The organism is Marmoricola sp. URHA0025 HA25 (assembly GCF_054059435.1).
Genome location: NZ_JBSSCD010000001.1, coordinates 1171368 through 1197048, shown reverse-complemented (window position 1 = coordinate 1197048; position 25681 = coordinate 1171368). Strand labels below are relative to the sequence as shown.

At 71.4% G+C, this 25681-nt stretch carries 30 protein-coding genes; 19 read left to right on the top strand and 11 right to left on the bottom strand.

The features are described from left to right. The first annotated feature begins 33 nt into the window (after nucleotides 1-33). On the top strand, nucleotides 34-1191 hold the full coding sequence (locus ACVW00_RS05800; RefSeq protein ID WP_457109955.1) for an LCP family protein: 1158 nt from the start codon (nucleotides 34-36) through the stop codon (nucleotides 1189-1191). After that, entirely contained in the window at nucleotides 1188-2060 is an 873-nt protein-coding gene (locus ACVW00_RS05795; RefSeq protein ID WP_457109954.1) for a crotonase/enoyl-CoA hydratase family protein, read from the top strand. The genes ACVW00_RS05800 and ACVW00_RS05795 overlap by 4 nt, the downstream gene beginning before the upstream one ends. On the opposite strand, the gene ACVW00_RS05790 is transcribed toward ACVW00_RS05795, so the two are convergent. Beyond that, the gene (locus tag ACVW00_RS05790) at nucleotides 2023-2784 is read right to left on the bottom strand and encodes a dienelactone hydrolase family protein (RefSeq protein ID WP_457109953.1); all 762 of its coding nucleotides are present in this window, start codon (nucleotides 2782-2784) and stop codon (nucleotides 2023-2025) included. The two genes, ACVW00_RS05795 and ACVW00_RS05790, sit on opposite strands and share 38 nt — an antisense overlap. 7 nt (nucleotides 2785-2791) lie before the next feature. After that, nucleotides 2792-3277, bottom strand: a complete 486-nt coding sequence (locus ACVW00_RS05785; protein WP_457109952.1) for a DUF5709 domain-containing protein — start codon at nucleotides 3275-3277, stop codon at nucleotides 2792-2794. 85 nt (nucleotides 3278-3362) lie between these two features. On the opposite strand from ACVW00_RS05785, the gene ACVW00_RS05780 reads away from it, so the two are divergent. From ACVW00_RS05780 to ACVW00_RS05760, 5 genes are all read left to right on the top strand, one after another. Then, nucleotides 3363-3902, top strand: a complete 540-nt coding sequence (locus ACVW00_RS05780) for a type 1 glutamine amidotransferase domain-containing protein (RefSeq protein ID WP_457109951.1) — start codon at nucleotides 3363-3365, stop codon at nucleotides 3900-3902. An 86-nt stretch (nucleotides 3903-3988) separates the two neighbouring features. After that, nucleotides 3989-4585, top strand: coding sequence for an RNA polymerase sigma factor (locus ACVW00_RS05775; protein ID WP_457109950.1), 597 nt, complete (start codon nucleotides 3989-3991; stop codon nucleotides 4583-4585). Next, nucleotides 4585-5097 carry a hypothetical protein gene (locus ACVW00_RS05770; protein WP_457109949.1) on the top strand — a complete coding sequence of 171 codons (513 nt, stop codon included), beginning with the start codon at nucleotides 4585-4587 and terminating at the stop codon, nucleotides 5095-5097. Before ACVW00_RS05775 ends, ACVW00_RS05770 begins: the two co-directional genes overlap by 1 nt. A gap of 178 nt (nucleotides 5098-5275) precedes the next feature. Beyond that, entirely contained in the window at nucleotides 5276-6760 is a 1485-nt protein-coding gene (locus ACVW00_RS05765) for a S8 family peptidase (RefSeq protein ID WP_457109948.1), read from the top strand. Nucleotides 6761-6800: 40 nt separating this feature from the next. Then, nucleotides 6801-9209 (top strand): CHAT domain-containing protein, encoded by a 2409-nt coding sequence (locus ACVW00_RS05760; protein WP_457109947.1) that lies wholly within the window; start codon nucleotides 6801-6803, stop codon nucleotides 9207-9209. 1 nt (nucleotide 9210) lies between these two features. Here the strand turns inward: ACVW00_RS05760 and ACVW00_RS05755 are convergent, their stop codons facing one another. After that, a complete protein-coding gene (locus ACVW00_RS05755) occupies nucleotides 9211-10503 on the bottom strand; it encodes a hypothetical protein (RefSeq protein WP_457109946.1) in 1293 nt (430 codons plus the stop codon). Between the two features lie 306 nt (nucleotides 10504-10809). Here ACVW00_RS05755 and ACVW00_RS05750 point away from each other — a divergent pair, with 306 nt between their 5' ends. From ACVW00_RS05750 to ACVW00_RS05740, 3 genes are all read left to right on the top strand, one after another. Next, nucleotides 10810-11124: an STAS domain-containing protein gene (locus tag ACVW00_RS05750; protein ID WP_457109945.1), complete on the top strand. Its 315-nt coding sequence runs from the start codon at nucleotides 10810-10812 to the stop codon at nucleotides 11122-11124. A 155-nt stretch (nucleotides 11125-11279) separates the two neighbouring features. Further along, nucleotides 11280-12716, top strand: coding sequence for a PP2C family protein-serine/threonine phosphatase (locus tag ACVW00_RS05745; RefSeq protein WP_457109944.1), 1437 nt, complete (start codon nucleotides 11280-11282; stop codon nucleotides 12714-12716). Further along, nucleotides 12713-13084 (top strand): ATP-binding protein, encoded by a 372-nt coding sequence (locus ACVW00_RS05740; protein WP_457109943.1) that lies wholly within the window; start codon nucleotides 12713-12715, stop codon nucleotides 13082-13084. The genes ACVW00_RS05745 and ACVW00_RS05740 overlap by 4 nt, the downstream gene beginning before the upstream one ends. Before the next feature lie 5 nt (nucleotides 13085-13089). Here ACVW00_RS05740 and ACVW00_RS05735 read toward each other — a convergent pair whose 3' ends face one another. Next, nucleotides 13090-14262 (bottom strand): acyl-CoA dehydrogenase family protein, encoded by a 1173-nt coding sequence (locus tag ACVW00_RS05735; protein WP_457109942.1) that lies wholly within the window; start codon nucleotides 14260-14262, stop codon nucleotides 13090-13092. A 109-nt stretch (nucleotides 14263-14371) separates the two neighbouring features. Here ACVW00_RS05735 and ACVW00_RS05730 point away from each other — a divergent pair, with 109 nt between their 5' ends. From ACVW00_RS05730 to ACVW00_RS05720, 3 genes are all read left to right on the top strand, one after another. Continuing rightward, nucleotides 14372-14800 carry a CoA-binding protein gene (locus ACVW00_RS05730; RefSeq protein WP_457109941.1) on the top strand — a complete coding sequence of 143 codons (429 nt, stop codon included), beginning with the start codon at nucleotides 14372-14374 and terminating at the stop codon, nucleotides 14798-14800. A gap of 43 nt (nucleotides 14801-14843) precedes the next feature. After that, nucleotides 14844-15257, top strand: coding sequence for an alternative ribosome rescue aminoacyl-tRNA hydrolase ArfB (gene arfB / locus ACVW00_RS05725; RefSeq protein WP_457109940.1), 414 nt, complete (start codon nucleotides 14844-14846; stop codon nucleotides 15255-15257). A gap of 97 nt (nucleotides 15258-15354) precedes the next feature. After that, nucleotides 15355-15600, top strand: coding sequence for a dsRBD fold-containing protein (locus ACVW00_RS05720; RefSeq protein WP_457109939.1), 246 nt, complete (start codon nucleotides 15355-15357; stop codon nucleotides 15598-15600). Nucleotides 15601-15609: 9 nt separating this feature from the next. Here ACVW00_RS05720 and purE read toward each other — a convergent pair whose 3' ends face one another. Both purE and ACVW00_RS05710 read right to left on the bottom strand, forming a co-directional pair. Further along, nucleotides 15610-16137 (bottom strand): 5-(carboxyamino)imidazole ribonucleotide mutase, encoded by a 528-nt coding sequence (gene purE, locus ACVW00_RS05715; RefSeq protein ID WP_457109938.1) that lies wholly within the window; start codon nucleotides 16135-16137, stop codon nucleotides 15610-15612. After that, the gene (locus ACVW00_RS05710) at nucleotides 16134-17288 is read right to left on the bottom strand and encodes a 5-(carboxyamino)imidazole ribonucleotide synthase (protein ID WP_457109937.1); all 1155 of its coding nucleotides are present in this window, start codon (nucleotides 17286-17288) and stop codon (nucleotides 16134-16136) included. Before ACVW00_RS05710 ends, purE begins: the two co-directional genes overlap by 4 nt. 59 nt (nucleotides 17289-17347) lie before the next feature. On the opposite strand from ACVW00_RS05710, the gene ACVW00_RS05705 reads away from it, so the two are divergent. Next, on the top strand, nucleotides 17348-17941 hold the full coding sequence (locus tag ACVW00_RS05705; RefSeq protein WP_457109936.1) for a mismatch-specific DNA-glycosylase: 594 nt from the start codon (nucleotides 17348-17350) through the stop codon (nucleotides 17939-17941). Here ACVW00_RS05705 and ACVW00_RS05700 read toward each other — a convergent pair. From ACVW00_RS05700 to ACVW00_RS05690, 3 genes are read right to left on the bottom strand one after another with little or no spacing between them, the layout of a single operon-like run. Then, complete coding sequence (locus ACVW00_RS05700) at nucleotides 17910-18926, bottom strand: adenylate/guanylate cyclase domain-containing protein (RefSeq protein ID WP_457109935.1); 1017 nt, start codon at nucleotides 18924-18926, stop codon at nucleotides 17910-17912. The two genes, ACVW00_RS05705 and ACVW00_RS05700, sit on opposite strands and share 32 nt — an antisense overlap. Next, nucleotides 18913-19425, bottom strand: a complete 513-nt coding sequence (locus ACVW00_RS05695) for a PH domain-containing protein (protein WP_457109934.1) — start codon at nucleotides 19423-19425, stop codon at nucleotides 18913-18915. Before ACVW00_RS05695 ends, ACVW00_RS05700 begins: the two co-directional genes overlap by 14 nt. A gap of 7 nt (nucleotides 19426-19432) precedes the next feature. After that, on the bottom strand, nucleotides 19433-20230 hold the full coding sequence (locus ACVW00_RS05690) for a biotin--[acetyl-CoA-carboxylase] ligase (protein WP_457109933.1): 798 nt from the start codon (nucleotides 20228-20230) through the stop codon (nucleotides 19433-19435). A gap of 68 nt (nucleotides 20231-20298) precedes the next feature. On the opposite strand from ACVW00_RS05690, the gene ACVW00_RS05685 reads away from it, so the two are divergent. The 4 genes from ACVW00_RS05685 to rfbA are packed head-to-tail and all read left to right on the top strand — an operon-like array spanning nucleotide 20299 to nucleotide 23659. Continuing rightward, entirely contained in the window at nucleotides 20299-21918 is a 1620-nt protein-coding gene (locus ACVW00_RS05685; RefSeq protein ID WP_457109932.1) for an acyl-CoA carboxylase subunit beta, read from the top strand. After that, nucleotides 21915-22133: an acyl-CoA carboxylase epsilon subunit gene (locus ACVW00_RS05680; protein ID WP_457109931.1), complete on the top strand. Its 219-nt coding sequence runs from the start codon at nucleotides 21915-21917 to the stop codon at nucleotides 22131-22133. The genes ACVW00_RS05685 and ACVW00_RS05680 overlap by 4 nt, the downstream gene beginning before the upstream one ends. A gap of 10 nt (nucleotides 22134-22143) precedes the next feature. Then, complete coding sequence (locus ACVW00_RS05675) at nucleotides 22144-22740, top strand: Maf family protein (protein ID WP_457109930.1); 597 nt, start codon at nucleotides 22144-22146, stop codon at nucleotides 22738-22740. Nucleotides 22741-22774: 34 nt separating this feature from the next. Then, a complete protein-coding gene (gene rfbA / locus ACVW00_RS05670) occupies nucleotides 22775-23659 on the top strand; it encodes a glucose-1-phosphate thymidylyltransferase RfbA (RefSeq protein WP_457109929.1) in 885 nt (294 codons plus the stop codon). On the opposite strand, the gene rfbD is transcribed toward rfbA, so the two are convergent. After that, nucleotides 23633-24487: a dTDP-4-dehydrorhamnose reductase gene (rfbD, locus tag ACVW00_RS05665; protein ID WP_457109928.1), complete on the bottom strand. Its 855-nt coding sequence runs from the start codon at nucleotides 24485-24487 to the stop codon at nucleotides 23633-23635. The two genes, rfbA and rfbD, sit on opposite strands and share 27 nt — an antisense overlap. A gap of 41 nt (nucleotides 24488-24528) precedes the next feature. Here rfbD and ACVW00_RS05660 point away from each other — a divergent pair, with 41 nt between their 5' ends. Beyond that, a complete protein-coding gene (locus ACVW00_RS05660; protein WP_457109927.1) occupies nucleotides 24529-25146 on the top strand; it encodes a dTDP-4-dehydrorhamnose 3,5-epimerase family protein in 618 nt (205 codons plus the stop codon). Here ACVW00_RS05660 and ACVW00_RS05655 read toward each other — a convergent pair. After that, complete coding sequence (locus ACVW00_RS05655; protein ID WP_457109926.1) at nucleotides 25143-25658, bottom strand: GtrA family protein; 516 nt, start codon at nucleotides 25656-25658, stop codon at nucleotides 25143-25145. The two genes, ACVW00_RS05660 and ACVW00_RS05655, sit on opposite strands and share 4 nt — an antisense overlap. Nucleotides 25659-25681 lie beyond the last annotated feature (23 nt).

The window sequence follows — 25681 nt, the reverse complement described above, 5'->3', positions numbered from 1 at the left end:
AGCCGCGCGGCGCAGCCCTGTACCGTCACGGCCATGCCGGACCGTTCAGACCCGCCGGAGTACGACTGGCTCTACGGCAAGAAGCGAACCCCGGAGCCTGCCCGCGAGCCTGCCGAGGAGCCTGAGGCGACCAGGGTCATGCCGCGGGCCCGGCAGGCCGACGCGCCCCGCCCACCCAGGCCGGCCGCGCCGCCCCCGTCTCCCGCGTCTCCCGCGTCTCCGCGACGCAACCGCCGGTTCCCCTACGGCAAGCTCGTGCTGCTGCTCCTGGTCGCCTGGATCGCCTACCTGGTCCTGGTGCCGGTCTTCGCGTGGAAGCGGATCGACCAGGTCGACGCGAGCCCGGCCGGTGCGCGGCCCGCCTCGCAGCCCGGTACGACGTACCTGCTGGTCGGGTCCGACAGCCGCAAGGGCCTGACGAAGAAGGAGAACCGCCGGCTCGGGACCGGGGGCGTCGGAGACGTCGGCCAGCGCACGGACACGATCATGCTGCTGCACACGGGGGCAGGACCGAGCCTGCTGCTCTCGATCCCGCGTGACTCGATCGTGCCGATCCCGGGCCACGGCACCACCAAGATCAACGCGGCGTTCGCCTACGGCGGGGCGCCGCTGCTCGTGCAGACGATCGAGCAGAACACCGGCGTCCGGATCGACCACTACGTGGAGATCGGCTTCGGCGGCTTCGTCAACTCCGTCGACGCGGTGGGCGGCGTCACCGTCTGCCCGACGAAGAAGATGGTCGACCGGCGGGCGAACCTGAACATCAAGAAGGGCTGCCAGCACGTCAACGGCATCACCGCCCTGGGCTACGCCCGCTCGCGGCACACCTCCGGCATCGGCGACATCGACCGGGCGCGTCACCAGCGCGAGGTGGTCAGTGCGATCGGTGCCAAGGTGAAGTCGCCGTGGACCGCGCTGAACCCGTTCCGCTACTGGCGGATCAACATGGCAGCGACGTCCTCCCTGAAGGTCGACAAGGACAGCAGCGTCGTCGACCTGGCCCGGTTCGGCTGGGCGATGACCCGCGTGAACGGCAAGGACGGGCTCACCTGCTCGATGCCGATCCGCGACCTCGCCGTGCACTGGGACACGCAGCGGGCGATCGCCCTGCTGCGCTTCCTCAAGACCGACCACACGGGCGACATCCCCAAGAGCCTGTGCCAAGCGACAGGAATCCCGAACGTCCCATGAGCTACTCCTTCGAGACCCTCAGCGTCGGCGTGGACGCCGACGGCATCGCCACCCTGACCCTCGACCGGCCCGACGCCCTCAACGCCTTCACGGTGACGATGGCCACCGAGCTCGAGCGGTTCTTCCGCGACGCCGCGGTCGACGACAGCATCCGCGCGATCGTGGTGACCGGTGCCGGACGAGCGTTCTGCGCCGGCATGGACCTCTCCGCCGAGGGCAACGTCTTCGGCCTCGACGAGCACGCGGCGCCGACGCCGGCCGACCTGCGCGAACGACTGACCGAGGAGCCGTTCCAGAGCGGGGTGCGCGACACCGGCGGCAAGGTGACCCTCGCCATCCATGCCTGTCCCAAGCCGGTGATCGCCGCGATCAACGGCCCTGCGGTCGGCATCGGTGCGACGATGACGCTCGCGATGGACATCCGGCTCGCCTCCACGAAGGCCCGCATCGGCTTCGTCTTCGGCAAGCTCGGCATCGTGCCCGAGGCCGCGTCGAGCTGGTTCCTGCCCCGCATCGTCGGGATCCAGCAGGCGCTGGAGTGGGTGTACTCGGCGGAGATCTTGACCGCCGAGCAGGCGCTCTCGGGCCGGCTGGTCCGGTCGGTGCACGAGCCGGAGGAGCTCCTCGAGACGGCGTACACGCTTGCGCGGTCGTTCGTGGTCGGGCGCTCGCCGGTCGCGGTCGCGCTGGCCAAGCAGCTGCTCTACCGCAACTCGTCGGTGTCGCACCCTCTCGAGGCGCATCGCGCCGACAGCCTGGCGATGTGGCACACGTCGGTCGGCGACGGCAAGGAGGGCGTTGCGGCGTTCCTCGAGAAGCGCGACCCGCGGTTCACCGGGAAGGCGAGCGAGGTCCCAGAGATCTTCTGAGCAGGTCCTCGAGCGCCGTGTAGTGACGCTCGGCGGCCGCCTCGTCGTACGACGAGGTGTCGGCCATCGTGTAGCCGTGCGGCGCCCCGGCATACACCTCGGTCACGTGATCGAGCTGGGCGTCGTCGAGCGCCTGATCGAGCCGGGCGATCGCGTCGGGGGGCATCGAGCGGTCACCGTCGGCATGGCCGAAGCAGAAGGCGGCCCGCGCCCGGCCGAGGCCGAGGTGCGGACTGTCGCCGGCGTCCGTGGCCAGGCCACCGCCGTGGAAGCCGCCGCACGCGGCGACGACGTCGGGCTGCAGGCACGCTGCCCGTACGGCGAGCCGGGCACCCATGCAGTAGCCGGTCACTCCGATCGGACCGTCGGCGACGCCCGGCAGCCGACGCAGCGCATCGACGTACGCCGCGATGTCGGGCCCGGCGACCTCCGGGGTGAGCCGGCGGATGCGCGGCGCGGCCACGGCGAAGTACGCCTCGCGCACGTCGGGCTTCCTCAGGTCGTCGTTCGGCGCGAGCTCGGCAATCGTCCCCTCACGGTGGAACACGTTGGGGGCCAGCACGACGTAGCCCCAGCCGGCGATGCGGTCTGCCATCCGGCCGATCGCCGGCCGGATGCCGAACGCGTCCATGAACAGCAGCACGCCCGGGTGATCTGCTCCGTCGTCAGGACGGCTCAGCCAGGCCTCGGCACTGCCGCCGGGCACTGCGACGTCGATGAGCACCGCGCGGTCAGGGGCGCAGGTCGGGATCGGCGTCCTCGTCCTGGTCGAGCAGGTACTCGGGCTCGGTCTCGGGCCCGTCCTCGGAGTCGATGACGTGGACGGCAGCCTCCTCCGCACTCGCGGCCCCGCCGTCGATGCCGACGTCCTCGGCCAGCTCGTCCTTCTCGTCGTCCTCGCCAAAGCCCTCGTCCGGCGCGACCAGTCGGCCGGCGCGCGGGTCGGCGGTGCCGTAGTCGTTGGTGTCGGCGTACGGGTCGATGTCCGGCTCCTCCTCGGCGAGCCGCTCCTCGAGGGTCTCCCCCGTGCGCATCTCCTCTCGGGTCACGCCGTGGCGCAGGTGGGCCGGTTCGCGCTCGGGCGGCGAGAACCCCTCGTCGAGCGGGTCCTCGAGGCCGCGGTCGAGCATCCAGTCCTCCGCACCGGGCTGGTCCTCGTCGTCCACGCTCTGCTGGCCGTAGAGCTCGCGATCGCCCTCACCCGGCATCTCTGACATCGATCCTCCTGCTGGTCGGCGCATCCGTCCCTCAGCCGAGGGTACGACCCACGCCATACCCGGAAGCGGACAGGAGGAACACCAGATGGCCGACCTGAGCGGCAAGACGATCGCGTTCCTGGTGGCACCGGAGGGCGTCGAGGAGATCGAGCTCACCGAGCCCTGGCAGGCGGTCGAGGAGGCCGACGGGACGCCCCGCCTCCTGTCGACGAAGCCCGGTCGGATCCAGGCCATGCGGCACCTCGACAAGGACGGCACCTACGAGGTCGACGACCTCGTCGCGGACGCCGACCCCGCGTCGTACGACGGCCTGGTGCTGCCCGGCGGGGTGGCGAACCCCGATGCACTGCGGATGGACAAGCAGGCGATCGACTTCGTGCGCGCGTTCGTCGCGAGCGGCCGGCCGGTCGCCGCGATCTGCCACGCGCCGTGGACGCTCGTCGAGGCGGACGTGGTGCGCGGGCGGACGCTGACCTCCTGGCCGAGCCTCCAGACCGACCTGCGCAACGCAGGCGCGAACTGGGTCGACGAGGAGGTCGTGGTCGACGGGAACCTGGTCACCAGCCGCAAGCCCGACGACCTGCCCGCCTTCAACGAGGAGATGCTGGCCGCCTTCGCGCGGTGATCCTTCCCGCGAGTGCCTCCCGGCACTAGATTTCACACCGTTGGTATCAGACGGCACGGGGGCGTCTCTGAAGGGGTGTGATCAGAGTGTCTGACGTACCCCGGACGTCCCCCGGCACCGAACCCGAGACGCCTTGGGCGCTCGCGGCCGCAGCGTTCACGCGCTGGCGCGACGGTGACGCCGAGGGGCTCAACGACCTCGTCCGCGTGCTGAGCCCGGTGCTGTGGCAGGTCGTCCGTGCGACGGGTCTCGACCGGGAGAGCGCCGAGGACGTCGTCCAGACCACCTGGATCGCGCTGGTCGACCACGCGGACTCGATCACCAGCGCGCAGGCCATCGCCGCCTGGCTGTGCACCTCGGCTCGCCGCGAGGCGTGGCGCGCGGGCCGCCTGGCGAGCCGCGAACGGCCGGTCGACGACGAGATCCTCGCCCACCGCCTGCCCGACCAGGAGTCACCCGAGCGGCAGGTCCTGCTCGACGACGAGGCTGCGCTGGTGCGCGAGTGCCTCGACCGGCTGCCGGAGCGCTGCCAGAAGCTGTTGCGGATCGTCGCGGCCGGACCGCGACCCAACTACACCGACGTCGCCAACACCCTGGGGATGCCGGTCGGAAGCATCGGGCCCACCCGTGGCCGGTGCCTGGACAAGCTGCGCCAGGAGCTGACGCTGGCAGGGGGACTGTGATGGCTGAGAACAAGAGTGGGGGAACGACTGGTGCACCCCGGTCGGACGACGAGCTGCTCGACACGGTGGCCCGCCTCTGGGAGCAGCTCGACCCTCCCCCGGCGGACCTCGCGGACGGCGTGCTGGCCCGGCTTGCTGCGCAGGACCTCGAGTACGAGCTGCTGACGCTCGTCGAGAACGACGAGGCGCTCGCCGGCGTACGCAGCACCGCGACGCTGCGCGCACCCGACGAGACCGGCACCTGGTCGCTGGAGTACCTCGGGCCCGGCTTCCGGGTGCAGCTGCGTATCTCCCGGCGCGGCCGCCAGGCGCGCCTGGACGGCTGGGTCTCGCCTCCGCAGCCGATGACCGTCATGCTGTCCTCGGTGCTCCGCAAGGGCGGGGTGCTGGAAGCCCAGGTGAGCGACTCGGGTCGCTTCGAGTTCCCGGTGGCGCCCGCGGGCGCCTGCCGGATGACCTTCGTGACCGAGTCCGGTGGCCGACCGCAGGCCACGCCGCCCTTCTGGATCTGAGGAACACATGGCGCAGAGCACCCCTCGCCCCTCCCAGCGCAAACCATCTCCCGGCTCTCCCCGTTCGACCCACCGCGAACCAGCGGTTCCGCCTAGGCAGGTCCTCGCCCAGGTCAGCGGTCGCGTCCTTGACCCGGGGACTGCCCTCCAGGTCAAGGGGGTCACACCGCGCTCGACGGTGTACGTCGGCCCTCGGCTGACCATTGCCCGCAACACCGACTTCAAGCGCCAGATCGAACGGCTCCAGGAGATCGCGGACGAACTCGGCTGGGAGCTGGAGACGACCGACTCCGAGCGTCGGATCCCCAAGCACCGAAGCCGGCTCGGCGTCGTGCGCGTCGAGATCCAGGTCAAGGACCAGCGCGCCGCTCTCGCCCCCGATGGCTGGGTCCTGCTGCAGCAGGCGCGCGCACGATTCGGCGTGAAGGCCATGCAGGGAGTCGGTCTCGACCACCTCGTGACGTTGCGAGGGATCGACCCCAACCCCACGCACGACCCGAACCCGACGCACGACCCCAACCCGACGCACGACCCGAACCCGACGCACGACCCCAACCCGACGCACGACCCCAACCCGACGCACGACCCGAACCCGTCGGGAGCCGCGATGTCTGCGGGTGTGGCTTCCTATGCACGGCAGGGCAGCGGCGGGCGCCAGCCCATCGCGTTCGTCGGACCCGCTCCCGTGCGGCGGCCGAACGTCCAATTCAAGAGGAGACGTCGGCCCGTGGTCGCGGTGCTCGACACCGGCTGCGGCGATCACCCGTGGCTCAATCCAGTCGTGAACCACAAGGTCAAGCTCGACGGGAAGCCCATCGGCTACGTCGACGGGCAGTCCGACCCCGAGAAGTACCCCGACCAGGTCGGACCCCTGGACGGCGGCATCGACGAGTACGCCGGTCACGGCACCTTCATCTGCGGCCTCGTCCATCAGGGCTGCCCGGACGCGGACATCATCGCGTGGCGGATCGTCGGATCCGACGGCCCGATCGTCGAGAGTGACCTGGTCAACGCGCTGTCCGACATCGCCGAGCTCGCCCGGCGCCATCGCGACGGCGAGAAGGGCGGCCGTGCGATCGATGTGCTGAGCCTGTCGATGGGCTACTACCACGAGACCCCGGAAGACGTGCTCTTCGATCCGACGATGTACGACATCCTCAAGCTGATGGGCGAGTGCGGCGTGACGGTGGTCTGCTCAGCCGGCAACGACGCCACGGCCCGGCCGATGTTCCCGGCAGCGTTCGCTCCCTGGGTCGACGGAAAGGGCACGGTGAAGCCGTCGAAGTCGAGGGTCCCGATCGTCTCGGTGGGAGCGCTCAACCCGAACGGGACCGACGCCTTGTTCACCAACACGGGTCCTTGGGTGCGCACCTATGCGACCGGCGCCTCCGTGGTGAGCACGATTCCGCCGTTCCAGGGCGGCTTCGAGCCGATGGTGCGCACGAGGGCCTACCAGCGAATCCGCGAGACCGAGGACCCAGACGACTACACCGGCCGATTTGCGATCTGGAGCGGCACGTCGTTCGCTGCGCCGCTGTTCGCCGGCAGGGTCGCAGCCGCGGTGGCTTCGAAGCTGCCGGCGCCAGGGAAGCCGGAGAAGGTCGCGACGGCCATCGCCCGCTCCTGGAACGCCGTTTCCACCTTGGCAGGCATCAAGCCATGATGACCATGTGCCGAGTGGAGAGGAGTTGCGGGAACGGGCGATGACCGCCGTCCGCTCGGGCAACTTCTCCGGCGCCCGTGCCATGCTCGATCGCGCCAGATCACTTGCCGGTGACGATCCCGATGCGCTCGCTCGGATCGCGGTCTCGGACGCGTACGTCGAAGCAGAGTTGCACGGGTTCGAGGCCGGGATCAGCATCTGCGCGGCCGTGACCCGGACAAGTGGTCTCAGCGCCATGACGCAGGGAATGGCGTGGTCCCAGATGGGGCTGCTGTACATGCGCCGAGGCGACCGCGAAGAGGCGCTCTCTGCCTTCTCGACGGCGATCCCGCTCCTCGAGGGAGACGATGCGCTCCTCGGACGTGCTCTGCTCAACCGCGGCACCGTCCACCTGTACCGGAGCCATCCTCATGCCGCCGCACCCGACCTGGTGAAGGCCCGCGAGCACCTGGCTCGAGCGGGACTCGACGAGACCATGGGAAAGGCAGAGCACAACCTCGGATACATCCAACTGCTCCTCGGGGACCTCATCTCGGCGCTCCATCACATGGATCTGGCCATGGACGCGATGATGCCGCTCACCGACGTCCTTCGCTCCGTCCTGTTCCAGGATCGGGCGGAAGTCCTTCTCGCGGCGGGGCGGATTCGGGAGGCCGCCGAAGCGCTGGACAGCGCCGCAGCAGCCTACGGCTCGCAGCGCCTGCGTCGATTCCAGGCGGAGTGCGAATTCGTCCTTGCTCGAACCCTCATGCACAGCGAACCTCATCGCGCCCGTTCCGTGGCTCGCAGAGCGGCACGTCGGTTCTCCGATCACGACAGTCCAGTCTGGGCCGCACGCGCCGAGGCTCTTGCACTGATTGCCGGGGTCACGCTCGGCGCTCGCGACCGCCGCCTCCGTGAGCAGGCGGACGGCCTTCATGCCCAGCTGATCCGCGACGGCCACCATCGTGATGCCGAACAGCTCGCGCTCCACGTCGTACGCCTCGTCATCCGACGCGGTGACTTCGACGACGCAGCCGCGCGGCTCAGGAAGACCAGGATCACCGACGACACCCCGATCGGCACCCGGCTGCTGGCGCGTGAGGTGAAGGCAGAGCTGGCGCGCGCTCGCGGTCAGGCGAGGATCGCGCGCGAGCACGTGCGGCAGGGGCTCGCCGACCTGCACGCCTGGCAGGCGTCCTTCGGCAGCCTCGACCTGCAGAGCACGATGGTAGGCCACGGCAACGCCCTCGCTCGGCTCGGTCTCGAGCTGGCGCTCGAGGACGGCCGGCCGGACGTCGTCTTCGAGTGGTCCGAGCGCGCCCGGGCTCTCGCATCCAAAGTCACCTCGCTGCGACCGCCTCCGGACCCCCAGCTCGCGGCCGACCTCACCGAGCTGCGCCTGCTCGACCCGAAGGAGACGACCAAGGCGCGGGAGCTGCGGGAGCGGATCCGCTCGAAGACCTGGTACGCCGCCGAGGGCTCGGTGGGCGAGCCGGCGACTCTGGACGCGCTCAAGCTCCGTCTCGCCGATCACGGGGCCGCCCTGGTCGCGCACATCGTGCTCGACGACCAGCTCACGGCGCTGGTGGTGACCGCGGAGGACACGCACGTCGTGCCGCTCGACGGCGCGGCCCGGGTGCGCGACCAGCTCGACCGGATCGCCGCCGACCTCGACTTCGCCGCCCACAACCCGGGGGGCTCGTTCGGCGAGACCGTGCGTGCCTCGCTCGAGGAGGACCTTGCTGCCGTCGCCGACGAGCTCGTGACTCCGCTGCTCGACCTCGTCGGTGATCGCCGCGTCGTCCTGACCCCGTCGGCCCTGCTCGCCGGCACGCCGTGGACGCTGCTGCCCGGGCTGCGGGGCCGCCCGCTGACCGTGCCGACGTCCGCGACGCGGTGGCTCGAGCTCATGGAGACGCGGCCCGGGAAGCCGAAGCGGATCGGCCTGGTCGCCGGCCCGCGGGTCGACCGCGCCGCCGAGGAGGTCGACCTTGCCGCCGCCGAGTGGAAGTCCGCGGACGTGCTCCACGGCGACGACGCCAACGCGGCGAAGGTCGCGGAGGTCGCCGGGCGGGTCGACGTGCTCCACCTCGCCGGCCACGGCGTGCACGCCGGTGACCACCCGTTGTTCTCGGCGGTCGAGCTGGCCGACGGACCGTGGTTCGGCCACGACATCGACCTGCTGCCGCAGACCCCGTCGGTCGTGGTGCTGTCCGCCTGCGAGCTGGGCCAGGTCTCCGTGCTCCGCGGCGAGGAGACGGTCGGCATGACCGCCGCCTGGCTGCACGCCGGCGCGCGGACCGTGCTCTCCTCCCCCGCGCTCGTCGCGGACGCGGTCGCCTGCGACGCACTCGCCCACTGGCATCGCCTGGTCGCGGCCGGCGCCGCGCCCGCCGACGCGCTTGCCGAGGTGGTCGCCTCGGCGGACGGCGTGGTGCCGTTCCAGTGCTTCGGCGCGGGCTGGTAGCTCACGCGGCGAGGACGACGTTGCCGCTGAACACCTGCACGACGTGAGTCCCGGAGGGGTCGGTGATCCGGTAGCGGCCGTGCGGGGTGACCCAGAGGAACCTGCCGCCGGGCAGCTGGGCGACCGTCCATCCGGTGGCGTGCGTCTTCACCCGGTGATGTCGGCGGGTCAGCTTGCCGAGGTTGTCCAGCCGGGTCTGGCCGGGCGGACCGTCGGGCTCGTAGGGGACGGTGTGGTCCTTGTCGAGCGTCCGGGAGAGAGAGGAGGCATAGGGGAAGACGTCGGCCGGCTTGGTGAGGTGGAGGGCCTCGGCGAGCCTGCCGGGGACCTCGTAGGCGTCGACGGGTGCCTGGCCGGCGAGGGCGAGGACCGGGCGGATGCTGACGTGCTCGTGGCCGAGGAGCTCGACCAGCCGGCTCCTGGTGAAGGCACCGATGTCCTCGACCCGACTGAGGCCGAGGGCGGCGTACTTCGGCGACGCGAGCTGCTCCAGGGTCGTGTGCACGTAGAGCATCGTTCGGCCGCGAGCAGGATCGCCGCCGGCGAGGAAGTCTGCAGCGCCCTGGGGGTCGGCGAGGATGCCGACCGCCCGCGCGCGGAGCTCGTCCAGCGTCTCCTCGCCGTCGCCGTGCTCGGCAACGAGGTGGGCGATGTGGTCCGCCATGGCGTAGAACCGCTTCACGTCCGCGGCATCGCCGCGGACGAAGAGGCCTCCGGTGCCGGCTTCGGGCTTCGTCTGCCACACACCACGGCGGGTGCGCTCCTTGGCGGCCCTGGCATCGGCGGCGGCCGGGTCCGCCTCGACCACCCGGGCGTCGACCACCGCGAAGAGCCGGCCGGCCGGCAGCACGCCGAGCAGCTCCTCGATCGCCGCGTCGACGAGGACAGCCAGGTGATCGGGCAGGTCACGGGTGCGGGTGGCGATCCGGCGGGCGACCCAGTCGTCGACCCGGAGCTCCTGCACGGCCCGCCACGTCCGCGGGAGCCGCCGCTGGAGATCGACGGCGTCGCCCATCAGGCAGTGCGCCGCCAACGGATGGACCTCGAGCGAGACGGCGAGCTCGGCTGCGGCGAACTCGTAGATGCGCAGCCCGGTGGCACCGATCTCAGTCCAGTGGTCGAGCGGATGCGCCGTGGGGCCCGGATGCAGGTGGAGATCGGCCCAGGCGGCGGCGACCTCGAGCCGCTCGACCCCTGCCTGCCGGGCAGCTCGGACACTGCGCTCCGCGCGGGCCAGCAGGCGCTCGGCAGCGTCGTCCGGGGTGTCGCACCGTGGGGAGCCCGAGACGGCCATGTGGCCATGGTATCCGAAGATACGTACGATTACAAGGGCCATTCGCCAAGGATTCGCGGTTCGAGCAACCCCTTGCCTCGTCACTGCGTCTGAAGAAGTGACGCGCGGCCTGTATCAGGCGGGCACGTCGGCGCTCTTGGGCCCCGAAGGACCGGTTCTGGGGGACCAAGAGCCCGGTTGGCCCGTCTCGGGGGGCGGGCCAACCCGGTTCCTCCACTCGCCGCGCTCGGCAGGCTCACGTAACCGCGAGCCCGTCCGGGAGTTGATCGAGTCGTCAGGCTGAAGTCGACGCGCGCGGAGGGTTCCATGGCTGAGTTCGTGACAGCGTCGGTCGGCGAGCGACGCACCCTCGTCGTCGCCGGAGAGGTCGACCTGGCCACGGTCACCCAGCTCGAGACCGAGGCGACCGCCTGCCTCGACGACACCCCGGACGTGTGCGAGATCGACCTCGGCGAGGTGACCTTCATCGACTCCAGCGGCCTGGGTGCCCTGGTCCGGATCCGCAACCTCGGGCACGAGCGAGGCAAGAGGATCGTGCTCACCAACGTCCCGCCCTCCGTGGACCGACTGCTCGCCGTCACCGGCCTGGCAGAGGTCTTCGACATCCGGCCGACGGGCTGACGGTGCCCGGCGCCCGGTCCACCCCGGACGGGCGGTCGAGGCGGCGGCTGCTCGCTGTGACCGCCTCGGTCGCCGTGGCATGTCTCGTGCTGACCGTGGGGTCGACCTGGGCAGCAGCCCGAGCGGATCGCAGCACCGAGCATCGCCTCCTGCAGGTGCAGACCAACCAGGCAGCGACCGTGCTATCGACGGCGATCCTGCTGGTCCAGGCTCCGCTGAGCACCGCTCTCAGCGTGGAGAAGGTGGCGGGCCCGATGGGCGACACCTCCGCCTTCAGCAACCTGATGTCGACCTACGTGGGCACGGGCAAGGTCTTCACCTCTGCCTCCCTGTGGCAACGGCACGGCGGCCGGCTGGTGCGGCTCGCGACGGTGGGCCACGGCCCCGCCGCAGCGCCCAAGCCGGCCACGACCCTGGTCAGGCAGGCCTTCGGCGCCAAGACCTTCAAGGTGCGCGCGGTCAAGGCCGGCACGGCGAGGAGCATCGCCTACGCACAGGCCGACCCGGCCAGCGACTTCGCGGTGTACGCCGAACGAGCGATCCCGGCCGACCGGCGCGCACCCATCGACCGCGACTCGGCGTTCCACCAGCTCCACTACGCGATCTACCTCGGCCCGAAGACCGACCTCACCGCGCTCTCGACCACCGACGTCACGCTCTCGACGCTGCCGCTGGACGGCACGACCGCCCGCGCGACCGTGCCCTTCGGCGACACGGTGCTCACCCTGGTGACCTCACCCCGCGAGCACCTCGGAGCACCGCTGAGCCGGCGACTTCCGCTGGTCCTGCTCCTCGGCGGACTCCTGCTCACGGTCGGCGCGACGGCCGCGGGCCACCAGCTCTCCCGGAGGCGCCGGACCGTCGAGGCGCTGTACGGGCAGCAGCGGGAGCTCTCCGAACGGCTCCAACGGGCCCTGCTCCCCCAGGCCCACCCGGCCATCCCGAACCTCGAGGTCGCCGCGGAGTACGTCGCCGGCGGGCACGGGGTCGACATCGGCGGCGACTGGTACAGCATCATCGGTCTCGACGGCGACAGGTACGCCTTCGTCGTCGGCGACGTCTCCGGCCGCGGGATCGACGCGGTCGCGGTGATGGCACGCGCGCGCTTCACGATCCGCGCGTACCTGCTCGACGGACACAGCCCGGCCGCCACGCTCGAGAAGTGCTCCCACCAGTTCGACATCACCAGCGACGGCCACATGACGACGGCCCTGGTCGGGATCGGCGACTGGCGCACCGGCGAGGTGACGATCGCCAACGCCGGGCACCCGACCCCGCTGCTGCTCACGACCGACGGCGCCTCCTTCGTCGCCACGAGACCCGGCCGACCACTCGGCACCGGCCCGACGACGTACGAGTCGACGACGTTCACGATGGCCCCGGGCACGACGCTGCTGTGCTTCACCGACGGCCTGGTCGAGCGCCGTACGGAGGACATCGACACCGGCATGGACCGCCTGGCCGCGACCGCGGCGCGTGCGGCGCACGCATCGGCCGACGCGCTGGTGCACCACACCGTCCGCACGCTGCGCAACGACGACGCGCCCGACGACGTGGCCGTGCTGGCGATGCGCTGGGTGGGTGCGCGATGAGGACCCGGCTGCCGAGCGACCTGCACGCGCCCGCCGCGGCCCGGCGGTTCGTCAGCACCGGACTGCGTGACGTCCTCGCGGCGGATCAGCAGGCGGTCTGCGACGACGTCGCCCTGATCGTCAGCGAGCTGGTCACGAACTCGGTGCGTGCCGAGGCGCGCACCATCGACCTCGAGCTCGACGTCGACGACGAGCGCGTGGAGGTCTCGGTGACCGACGACGCGTCGGGCTGGCCGGTCGTCCGCGTGGCCGGAGCGGACAGCGTCCGGGGGCGCGGCCTCGAGATCGTCGGCCACCTCGCGGACTCGTGGCACGCGGTCGCGCGCCATCCCGGCAAGAGCGTGATCGCCACGCGGCGCCGCCCCTGAGCCGGTCAGATCTCCGACTGCACCCCGGCCAGCAGCTGGCGGGCCATCACGATCCGCTGGACCTGGTTGGTGCCCTCGTAGATCTGGGTGATCTTCGCGTCGCGCAGCATCCGCTCGACCGGGTAGTCGCGCGTGTAGCCGTAGCCGCCGAGCACCTGGACCGCGTTGGTGGTGACCTCCATCGCGACGTCGGAGGCGAAGCACTTGGCGGCGGCGCCGAAGAACGTCAGGTCGGTGTCACCGCGCTCGGAGCGACCGGCGGCGGCGTACGTCAGCTGCCGGGCGGCCTCCACCTTCATCCCCATGTCCGCGAGCATGAACTGCAGGCCCTGGAACTCGGCGATCGCCTTGCCGAACTGCTTGCGCTCCAGGGCGTACTCCAGCGCGTAGTCCAGGGCACCCTGCGCGACGCCGACGGCCTGCGCCGCGATCGTCACACGGGTGTGGTCCAGGGTGCGCATCGCTGTCTCGAAGCCGGTGCCCTCGTCGCCGATCATCCGGTCGGCCGGGATCCGCACGTTGTCGAAGTACACCTCGCGGGTCGGGCTGCCCTTGATGCCGAGCTTCTTCTCGGGCGCACCGAACGACACCCCCTCGTCGGACTTCTCCACTACGAACGCCGACATCCGCGCGCGACGGGAGTCCGGGTTGGTCACCGCGATCACGGTGTAGTACTCCGAGACTCCCGCGTTCGTGATCCAGCGCTTGACGCCGTTGAGCACCCAGTGGTCGCCGTCGCGGGCCGCACGCGTGGTCATGCCGGCGGCGTCGGAGCCCGCGTCCGGCTCGGACAGGCAGTAGGAGAACCCACCTTCGCCGCGCGCGAGCCTGCCGAGGTACTTCTCCTTCAGCTCCTCCGATCCGGCGATCTGCACCGGGAGCGAGCCCAGCTTGTTGACCGCCGGGATCAGGCTCGAGGACATGCACACCCGGGCGATCTCCTCGATGACGATCACCGTCGCGAGCGCGTCGGCTCCGGCACCGCCGTACTGCTCCGGGACGTGCGGCGCGTGGAAGTCCGCCGCAAGCAGCGCGGCCGCAGCCTCGTCCGGGTAGCGCGCCTCCTCGTCGACGGCTGCCGCGTACGGCGCGATCTTGTCCTCGGCGAGCTCGCGCACCACCTTGCGGATGGTGCGGTGCTCCTCGGACGGGGCGTACAGCGGGAAGTCATCGGGCATGGCCTGATCCTATGGTCCGGTGAACGACCGCTAACCGTGAGATTCGTCTCCCGAGGACGGCTGGGTACGGCACCGGAATGCACGTCCTGAGGAGGCTGTTGTGACAGACATGAGCAGTGCGCAGGAGAGGTCATGGCACGACCGGGCGGTCGTCGACACGATGCTCGACGACCTCGAGACGTGGGCAGTCGTCGGGCTCTCCGGTGACACCGGACGCACGGCGTACGGCGTCGCCGCGGCCCTGCAGCGGGCCGGCAAGCGGATCGTCCCGATCCACCCGGACGCGCCGACCGTGCTCGGGCAGCAGGGCTATGCGACCCTGGCCGACGTGCCCTTCCCGATCGACGTCGTCGACGTGTTCCGACGCTCCGAGGCGGCCGGCGAGTTCGCCGACCAGGCCGTCGAGGTCGGCGCGAAGGCCGTCTGGTTCCAGCTCGGCGTGGTCGACGAGGACGCGTTCGAGCGCACCTGGGCGGCGGGCGTGCCGATGGTGATGGACACGTGTCCCCTGATCGAGTGGCGCAAGCGCGCCGCATGAGCGAGCGCCGCGAGTGAACCATGAGCCGGGCGGGGACCTCCGCGTGCGCCCCGGCCCGGGGGTGCCGGGCGGCCTGGTGATCCCGGGCAACGAGCTGGTCGAGCAGTTCTCGCGCTCGTCGGGTCCGGGCGGTCAGTCGGTGAACACCGCTGACAGCCGGGTCGAGCTCCGGTTCGAGGTCGCCGCCTCGGCCGCGTTCAGCGAGACGCAGCGGCAGCGGGCCCTGGAGCGCCTCGGGGCGACCGTGGTGATCACGGCCTCCGAGCACCGTTCGCAGCACCGCAACCGCGTGGCCGCCCGCTTGCGTCTCGCCGACCGGATCCGCGGTGCGCTCGCACCGCCGCCGGTCAAGCGCGTTCCGACCAAGCCGAGCCGGGCGTCGCAACGGCGGCGTGTCGACTCGAAGGTGCGCCGCGGGCGGGACAAGGCCCTGCGCGGGCGCGTGCGGGACCAGTAGTCCCGGAGAGCCGAGTCGTTCGGCTCTGTCTGCGGCCACCGGCCCGACGGTTTCCTTGAGGTGGAAGCTCTGCCTGCACCGCCGAGAGGGACACCTGATGAACACCCAGACCTGGCACGTTTCGATCACGCTGGCCGACGACGGCCACAACGTGACCGCCCGGGCACGGCTTGCCGACGGATCGGTCGACGTCGTCGGCCTGGGCGTCGTCTCGACCGCCGTCACCGAGGCGAGCGGCGAGTCGCCGTTCGAGCTGGCTGCGGTGCGCTCCCTGCAAAGCCTCTCGGACGCGCTGAGCTATGCGGCGGAGACCGACCGGTACGCCGCCCTCGACCAGGCCTAGACGGGTCGTCTAGAAGCCGAGCCGGCGGGCTCCGGCCGACTGCTCGCGGACGGCCTTGCCCTTCTCCTGGGCGCTGTCGCGCAGCGACGCCTGGAACTCGGTCATCCGCTGCTGGAGAGCCGGATCGGTCGCCGCGAGGATGCGCACCGCGAGCAGGCCCGCGTTGCGCGCGTTGCCCACTGCCACGGCGGCGACCGGCACCCCTGCCGGCATCTGCACGATCGAGAGCAGCGAGTCCATCCCGTCGAGGTACTTCAGCGGCACCGGTACGCCGATGACCGGCAACGGGGTCACCGAGGCGAGCATCCCGGGCAGGTGCGCTGCTCCGCCCGCACCGGCGATCAGGACCTGCAGCCCGCGACCGGCGGCCCCCTTGCCGTAGGCGAGCATCTCCTCGGGCATCCGGTGGGCGGAGACGACGTCGGCCTCGAAGCCGATGTCGAACTCCTCGAGCGCCTCCCCGGCGGCCTTCATCACCGGCCAGTCGGAGTCGGAGCCCATCACGATGCCGACGCGGGTCACTGGGTTGCTCGTCATTCGCTCTCGTCTCCTAGCTCGCCTGCGAACCATGCTGCCGCATGCCGCGCCCGCTCGAGGCAGTCCTCGAGATCGTCCCCGTAGGCGTTGACGTGGCCGACCTTGCGGCCCGGGCGCAGGGCCTTGCCGTAGAGGTGCACCCGCAGCCGCGGGTCGCGGGCGAGGGCGTGCGGGTAGCCGTCGTAGAGATCCGCGGTCGCTCCGCCGGCTGCCGGGCCGAGGATGTTCACCATCACGGTCCACGGCGCCCGTGCGTCCGGCGCACCGAGCGGCAGGTCCAGGACCGCCCGCAGGTGGTTCTCGAACTGGGACGTGACCGACCCGTCCTGGGTCCAGTGGCCGGTGTTGTGGGGGCGCATCGCCAGCTCGTTGACCAGCACCCGCCCGTCGACGGTCTCGAAGAGCTCGACCGCCAGCACGCCCACGACGGCGAGCTCGCCGGCGACCGTCATCGCGATCTGCTGGGCCTCCACCGCCAGGTCGGGGGCGAGGTCCGGCGCGGGCGCGACCACCTCGCGGCAGATGCCGTCGCGCTGCTCGCTGGCGACCACCGGCCACACGGCCACCTGGCCGGAGGGCGAGCGGGCGACCAGGGCCGAGAGCTCGCGCCGGAAGTCGACGAGCTCCTCGGCGAGGATCTGGACGCCGGTCGCTGCCGCGTGCTCGAAGGCCGCGACCGCATCGGCCTCGGAACTGACGAACCAGACCCCCTTGCCGTCGTACCCGCCCCGGGTGGCCTTCAGCACGCACGGGAAGCCGAAGGCGGCCACCTCCTGGGGCGTCTCGACGACCAGGTTGCGCGGGCACGGGATGCCGAGCCGGCCGAGCGCCTCGCGCATCACCGCCTTGTCCTGCGCGTGGACCAGTGCGTCCGGCCCGGGCCGCACGGCGATCCCGTCGGACTCGAGCGCGTGCAGGTGCTCGGTCGGCACGTGCTCGTGGTCGAAGGTGACGGCCGCGCACCCGTCGGTCACCAGCCGGAGAGTGGTCAGGTCGGTGTAGTCGCCGACCTCGCAGTCGGGGATGACCTGGGCGGCCGAGACACCGGCGGCCTCGGCGAGCAGCCGGAGGGGGATGCCGAGCGCGGCGGCGGGCTCGGCGAGCATTCGGGCGAGCTGGCCGCCACCGATGATCGCGACCGTCGGGGACACGGGGTGACCCTATCGAGTGCCGCCGAACCGCGGCCCACGCTGTGGCTATCTTGGCCACCGTGCCCCGCTTCACCCGTGCCGAGCTCGACGCCCACCGCGGCGACGTCGTGCCCGACCTCGTCGGCGAGGACCTGCGGCTGCTGTTCGTCGGCATCAACCCGGGGCTGTGGACCGCTGCGGTGCAGACCCACTTCGCGCACCCGGCCAACCGGTTCTACCCCGCGCTGCTCGCGGCCGGGATCATCGAGCGACGGATCGACCCGGCGGCCGGGATGACCGACGAGGACAGGGCCCACTTCGTCTCCCGCGGCCTGGGGATCACGAACCTGGTGGCCCGCGCGAGTGCGCGCGCCGACGAGCTCACGGCGACGGAGCTGCGCGAGGGTGGCGCCCGCCTGGTCGAGCGCGTCGAGCTGTGGCGCCCGGCCGTCGTCGCGGTCGCCGGGATCACGGCGTACCGGACCGCCTTCGGCGCGCGGAAGGCCGTCCCGGGCGCGCAGCCGGAGGCCCTCGGAGGCTCACAGGTGTGGGTCGTCCCGAACCCGTCCGGGCTGAACGCCCACGACACGGTGGCGACGCTGGCCGTCGCGTACCGCGCCGCTGCGGAGGCCGCCGGGGTCGTCAGTGGCGAGGACGGGTCCGGCGAACCGTGACCGGCTCCACGTCACCGAAGCCGCGCAGAGGACGGGCCGGCAGCTTGCGGGTCTCGAAGTCGGCGGCCGGCAGCAGCTCGGCGGTGCGCTCGTCGATGATCACCCGGTTGCGGCGGGCAACGGCCGTGAAGCGGGCGGCCAGGTTGACCGGCGGGCCGTAGACGTCGCCCATGCGCAGCACCAGCGGACCCGTCGCGATCCCGATCCGTACGTCGGGAAGCCGCTCGTCGCGCCCGACCACGGCGATGATGTCCAGGGCGATGTCGATGGCCTCGACCGGATCGATCTCGAGGAACAGCACCGAGTCGCCCAGCGTCTTCACGACCCGTCCGTTGTGGTCGGCGATGACGTCGGCGCAGCGGCTCTCGAAGATCTCGACGAGGTCGCCGAGCTCGTTCTCGCCCAGCTCGTTGCTCAGCGCCGTGAACGCGACCAGGTCGGCGAAACCAACGGTCGCCTCGGTGGCCGGCTCGTCCTCGTCGGAGGCGAACGCCTCGATGCGCGCGACCGACGCGGCGAGGTGGCGGCGCCACGCGTAGACGAGCAGCCGGTCGAAGCGCGGGGCGAGCTCCTCGACGAGGTGCACCGAGGCCCGCATCAGGTCCACGGACGCACCGTCGCGCTCGGTGAACTCCTCGACCGCCGAGGAGAGCGTCGCCACCTCCCAGTCCGCCAGCCGGGCCACCGTGAGGCCGACCGCGCGGGTCAGCCGCAGCATCGTCTCGAAGTCGACGCCGGTCTCCCTGACAGCGGCGGCGACCAGGATCAGCGCCTCCTGGTCGGCGCTGGTGAAGGCGTTCTGGTTGGCGGCGTCGGGAAAGCCGAGCGCGCGCCACAGCCGCCGGGCGTCGTCGAGGGACACTCCCGCCGCGGCGGAGACGTCAGTGCCGCTCAGGCCGGGAGCCTCGCCGAGGATGGCGCGCTCGAGGTCGGCGGCGGACGGTGCGTCTGCGGCGGGATCGGTCGCGGGCTCAGGTCCCGTCATCGTTCTTGGCGTCCTGGCGCTCGCCGTGGAAGAGCAGGTCCGAGAGCTGCAGCTGCAGCTTCTCGACGCGAGGCACGTCGTGCAGCGCGACCCGGCCCTGCTCGCTCGCGTCGGAGACCACGAGCGTGCCGCACCCGAGGAGCCGGTCGAGCAGGCCCTTCTCGTAGGACACGTCGCTGATCCGGGCCAGCGGGATGTCGTGGCCGGTGCGGCTGATCACGCCCGAGTGGGTGGTCAAGCGGCGGTTGGTGACGGTGTAGGTCGTGGTGAACCAGTTCAGGAACGGCCACAGGCTGTAGACGGCGACGACCACGCCGACGACCACCCAGATGGCGGTGAGCCACACCTTCCGGTTGCTGTCGGGAAGGCTGGAGAGGTAGCCACCGACACCTGCCGCCACGATCAGCACGAGCGCCGGCGCGAGCAGCGCCTTCACGTGCGTGCGGGTGGACCAGACGACGTGCTCGCCCTGGTTCAGGAGCTTGGGATTGATCGCCACGTGTGGATCATGTCACGTCGGGACGCACGTGGAGGACGTCTCCGGCACCCACCGCGCGACCGGCGACGACCAGCCTGCCGTGCGCATCGACGTCGTCGGCCCGTCCCGCGAGCACCTCGCCGTCGGGGAGGTGCACCTCGACGTCCAGGCCGATCGTGGAGCACGCCTGCCGATAGCGGACGAGGAGCCCGCGCGGGTCCGCGGCGAGTTCGGTGAGCGTGTCGGCGAGCGAGCCGGCGACCGCGCCGAAGACCGCGGTCCGGTCGGCGTCGGCACCCGCGGTCGCGAGCGAGGTGGCCGTGGGCACCGGGAGCTGCTCGCGCGTCATCCCGACGTTGATGCCGATGCCGATCACCGCGAGCGGCCGGGCGGCGTCGCGAGGGTTCGGCACCCGTTCGAGCAGGATGCCGGCGACCTTGCCGGTGCCGCCGTCGGGCAGCGGGAGCAGCAGGTCGTTGGGCCACTTCAGCGCCGGCTCCAGCCCGGTCGAGCGTCGTACCCCGTCGGCGACGGCGAGCGCGGTCGCGAGCGGGAGCAGCGGCCAGTCCTCGTCGGCCAGCCCGGGGTCGACCACCGCGGAGAAGGTGAGCGCCGAGCCGGGTGGCGTCTCCCACTGCCGGTCCAGGCGACCGCGGCCGGACGTCTGGTGGTCGGCCAGCACGATCGTCCCGGCAACGGGGTCGTCGGCCGCGAGCGCGTTGGTCGAACCGGCCGAGGGCAGCAGCCGCACCGTCCATGCCGCGCCGGCGGCAGCGCTCACCGCGTCGGGCTCGAGGGGTGACCAGGAAGCTTCGTGATCGGGCACAGGCACTAGATTGGCCCACGTTCAGCCCGAGAGCCACCAGAGCCACCACCCCACCAGGAGCCGACAGCGTGAGCGCACATCCCGGCGAGGGGACCGACGTCCCGACCGACATCGACATCCACACCACCGCGGGCAAGCTGGAGGACCTCGAGCGACGCATCGACGAGGCCGTGCACGCGGCCTCGGACAAGGCCGTCGAGAAGCAGCACGCCAAGGGCAAGATGACCGCCCGCGAGCGCATCGAGCAGCTCTTCGACGAGGGCTCGTTCGTCGAGCTCGACGAGCTGGCGCGGCACCGGTCGACGGCCTTCGGGCTGCAGAAGAACCGCCCGTACGGCGACGGCGTGATCACCGGCTACGGCACCGTCGAGGGTCGCCAGGTGTGCGTGTTCTCCCAGGACTTCACCATCTTCGGCGGCTCGCTCGGCGAGGTGTACGGCGAGAAGATCACCAAGGTGATGGACCTCGCGATGAAGACCGGCTGCCCGATCGTCGGGATCAACGAGGGCGCCGGCGCCCGCATCCAGGAGGGCGTGGTCAGCCTGGGTCTGTACGGCGAGATCTTCCGCCGCAACGTGCACGCGTCCGGCGTGATCCCGCAGATCAGCCTGATCATGGGCTCGTGCGCCGGCGGCCACGTGTACTCCCCCGCGGTCACCGACTTCACCGTGATGGTCGACGGCACGTCGAACATGTTCATCACTGGCCCCGACGTGATCAAGACGGTCACCGGCGAGGACGTCACGATGGAGGAGCTCGGCGGCGCCCGCACCCACAACACGAAGTCCGGCAACGCCCACTACATGGGCTCCGACGAGGACGACGCGCTGGACTACGTCAAGGCGCTGCTCTCCTACCTGCCGCAGAACAACCTCGACGAGGCGCCGTCGTACGCCGAGGAGGCGGACCTCGAGCTGTCGGACATCGACCGTGCGCTGGACGTGCTGATCCCGGACTCGCCCAACCACCCCTACGACATGCACGAGGTCATCCAGGCGATCCTGGACGACCAGGAGTTCCTCGAGGTGATGCCGCTCTTCGCGCCGAACATCCTCATCGGGTTCGGCCGGGTCGAGGGCAAGTCGGTCGGCGTCGTCGCGAACCAGCCGATGCAGTTCGCCGGCACCCTGGACATCGACGCCTCCGAGAAGGCCGCCCGCTTCGTGCGCACCTGCGACGCGTTCAACATCCCGGTGCTGACCTTCGTCGACGTCCCCGGCTTCCTGCCCGGCACCGACCAGGAGTGGAACGGCATCATCCGGCGCGGCGCGAAGCTCATCTACGCCTACGCCGAGGCGACCGTGCCGCTGGTCACCGTGATCACCCGCAAGGCCTACGGCGGTGCCTACGACGTGATGGGCTCCAAGCACCTCGGCGCGGACATCAACCTGGCCTGGCCCACCTCGCAGATCGCCGTGATGGGCGCCCAGGGCGCCGCCAACATCGTGCACCGCAAGACGCTCAAGCAGGTGGAGAAGGACGGCGGTGACGTCGAGGCCAAGCGGGCCCAGCTGATCACCGAGTACGAGGACGCGCTGGCGAACCCGTACGTCGCGGCCGAGCGGGGCTACATCGACGCGGTCATCGCGCCGCACGAGACCCGCGCCGAGGTCGTCCGGGCGCTGAGGCTGCTGGCGACCAAGCGGGAGACGCTGCCGCCCAAGAAGCACGGGAACATCCCCCTGTGAACGAGCAGACTGGGGCACCCAACCTCACGATCATCAACGCAGACGCAACCCCCGAGGAGGTCGCTGCCGTCGTGGCCGTGTTCGCGGCGCTGCAGGCACCGCCGACGGAGGACCGGCGCCCCCGGCACGAGTGGGCTGCCCACACCCGGAAGATGCGCACGACTCTCCGCCGCGGCCCGGGAGCGTGGCGCGCGAGCGGCCTGCCCCACCAGTGAGGTCCTGCTGATGGCCACGCCGCGCCTCATCCTCGCTTCCGCGTCACCGGCGCGCTTGCGGACGTTGCAGGCGGCCGGGCTGCGGCCCGAGGTCATCGTCAGCGGGGTGGACGAGGACGGCGTCGAGGCCGACGACACCGCGGAGCTCGCGCTCAAGCTGGCCCAGCTCAAGGCGGTGGCGGTGGCGGCCCACCAGCCGCGGGCCCTGGTGATCGGCTGCGACTCGGTGCTCGAGTTCGAGGGCGAGGTGCTCGGCAAGCCCGCCGACCCCGCGGACGCGACGGAGCGCTGGCACCGGATGCGCGGCAAGTCCGGGGTGCTGCACACCGGCCACTGCGTGATCGACACCCATCGCGAGGTGTGGCTGGCCCGGAGTGCGGCGACCCAGGTCCGGTTCGCCGCCCTGAGCGACGACGAGATCGACGCGTACGTCGCCACCGGTGAGCCGCTCGCCGTCGCCGGGGCGTTCACGATCGACGGCCTCGGATCGGCGTACGTCTCGGGGATCAGTGGCGACCCGCACAACGTCGTCGGGATCAGCGTCCCCCTGCTGCGGCTGATGTTCGACGAGCTCGGGTTCGTCTGGCACGAGTTCTGGGCCACCTGAGCCGGCCGCACTCGCACACGGCAGACTGGCACCCATGCGCGGAATCATCCTCGCCGGCGGCACCGGCTCCCGGCTGCACCCGATCACGCTGGGGATCAGCAAGCAGCTGGTCCCGGTCTACGACAAGCCGATGATCTACTACCCACTCTCGACGCTGATGCTGGCCGGCATCAGGGACGTGCTGGTGATCACCACGCCCCACGAGGCCGAGGGCTTCCAGCGGCTGCTCGGCGACGGTACGCAGTTCGGCATCTCGATCAGCTACGCCCAGCAGCCCTCGCCCGACGGCCTGGCACAGGCGTTCACGATCGGCGCCGACTTCATCGGCGGTGAGCCGAGCGCGCTCGTTCTCGGCGACAACCTCTTCTACGGCCACGGGTTCGGCCGCACGCTCGGGCGCCTCAGCCACCTCGACGGCGCGATGGTGTTCGCCTACTGGGTGGCGGACCCGGAGGCGTACGGCGTGGTCGAGTTCGACTCGTCCGGGACGGCCATCTCCCTGGAGGAGAAGCCCGTGCAGCCGCGCAGCCACTACGCGGTCCCGGGGCTGTACTTCTACGACAACGACGTCGTCGCGCTCGCCCGCGACCTCAAGCCGTCGGCGCGCGGCGAGTACGAGATCACCGACCTCAACCGGGCCTACCTCGACCAGGGGCGGCTGCGCGTCGAGGTGCTCGAGCGCGGCACCGCCTGGCTCGACACCGGCACGTTCGACTCGATGATCGACGCCGGCAACTTCATCCGCACCGTCGAGAAGCGGCAGGGCCTCAAGATCGGCGCGCCCGAGGAGGTCGCCTGGCGGCAGGGGTTCCTGAGCGACGACGAGCTGCGCGAGCGCGCGGAGTCGCTCACGAAGTCCGGTTACGGGACCTACCTGCTCGAGCTGCTCGCCTCAGGAGCGGCCGAGCACCTCGACTGAGGCCTGCTCCCACCGCTGCGCCCAGTCGCCGATCGGTGCGACGCCGAGGCGCTCGAGCGCCCCATGCCCCAGCACGGAGTACGCCGGTCGCGGAGCCGGCCGCTGGAACGCCGTCGAGTCGGTCGGCGTGACGATCGACGGGTCCAGGCCAGCGGCCGCGACGACCCGCTGCGCGAAGCCGAACCAGCTCGTCTCGCCGCCGGAGGTGGCGTGGTAGGTGCCCGCGGGCGCGTCCGCCTCGACGAGCCGGGCCACCAGGTCCACGACGTCGCGGGTCCACGTCGGCTGACCAACCTGGTCGTCGACGACCGCCACCGATCCGCGGTCCTGCGCCACGCGGGCAATCGTCTTCGGGAAGCAGTTGCCGTGGGCGCCGTACAGCCAGGCGGTGCGGACGATCAGGTGTCCGTCGGGCAGGCCGTCGCGCACGGCCGTCTCGCCGGCACCCTTCGTCCGGCCGTAGGCGGACCGCGGGGACAGCGGCGCGTCCTCGGCGTACGGGGAGGTCGCGTCGCCCGCGAACACGTAGTCGGTGCTGATCTGGACCAGCCGGGTGCCGGTCGCCGCGGCCGCCGCGGCCAGCACGGCCGGGATGGTGGCGTTGGCCACCAGCGCGTCGTCCTCGCGCGCCTCGGCGTCGTCGACGGCGGTCCACGCCGCGCAGTTGAGCACCACGTCGACGTCGCCCAGAGCCGCCTTGACGGCCGTGGCGTCGGTGAGCTCGAGGTCGCCGAGGTCGACGCCCAGGACGTCGTGCCCGCGCGCGGCCAGGATCTCCGTCGCGTCCGTGCCGAGCATGCCCTTGGCGCCCGTGACCATCCATCGCATGCGGCTCAGGCTACCGACCGGCGGGCCGGTATCGTGCGCACGTGCTGATCGAAGAGACGAAGATCCCGGGCGCCTTCGCCGTCACGCCGCAGCAGCACCGCGACGACCGCGGCGTGTTCCTCGAGTGGTTCCGCTCCGACACGTTCGCCGAGACGACCGGCCACCCGTTCTCGATCGCACAGGCCAACTGCTCGGTCTCCGCGGCCGGCACGATCCGCGGCATCCACTTCGCCCAGCTCCCGCCGAGCCAGGCGAAGTACGTGACCTGCCCCTCCGGCGCGATCCTGGACGTCGTGGTCGACATCCGGGTCGGCTCGCCGACCTTCGGCCAGTGGGACGCCGTGCGCCTCGACGACCAGGACCGCAAGGCGCTCTACCTCGCCGAAGGCCTCGGCCACGCGTTCCTCGCGCTGGAGGACGGCACGGTCGTCAACTACCTGTGCTCGGCGCCGTACGCCCCGGGCCGTGAGCACGGCGTGCACCCGCTCGACGCGGGCATCGGCATCGAGTGGCCCACCGAGGGCCGCGACGGCTCACCGCTGACGCTCTCGCTGTCCCCGAAGGACGACCAGGCGCCCGGTCTCTCCGACCTGGTCGACAGCGGTCTGCTGCCGACCTACGAGGCGCAGCAGGCCTTCGTCCGGTCGCTGGCGACCTAGGAGAGGTCCTCGGTCAGCTCCTCGTGGCGACCGTCGTCCTGCGGTGACTGCCAGAACGACCGGGGCGCGACCCGCGGCGTGTTGAAGACGAACCGGCGGAACGCCCAGAAGCGGAAGGCGTTGCCGAGCAGGGCGCCCACGACGTTGCCGGACATGTTGTCGGCGTAGATCGAGTCCCAGTGCATGACGTGGCGGGTCACCCAGAGGCAGGTCACCGGGATCACGAACGACGCAAGGTTGATCGCGACGTAGGTCAGCATGCCGTCGCCGGGCCCGGCAGCGTGACGGTGGCGGAACGCGTAGTGGCGGCTTCCGTAGTAGCTGACGAACATGCCGACGCTGTTGGCGAGCAGGTACGCCGGGATCACGTGGTCGTTCAGGGGCCCGTCGAACCAGCCCTTGAGCCCATGGACCAGCGCGTTGAACAAGAAGACGGCGACGACCGTCGCGGCGACGTTGACCGCCGAGAAGCGTGCGAGCTCACCGGTGAGCCGGCGGAGTCTGCGGTTCACCTGGCCGCAGGCCCGGGTGCGCG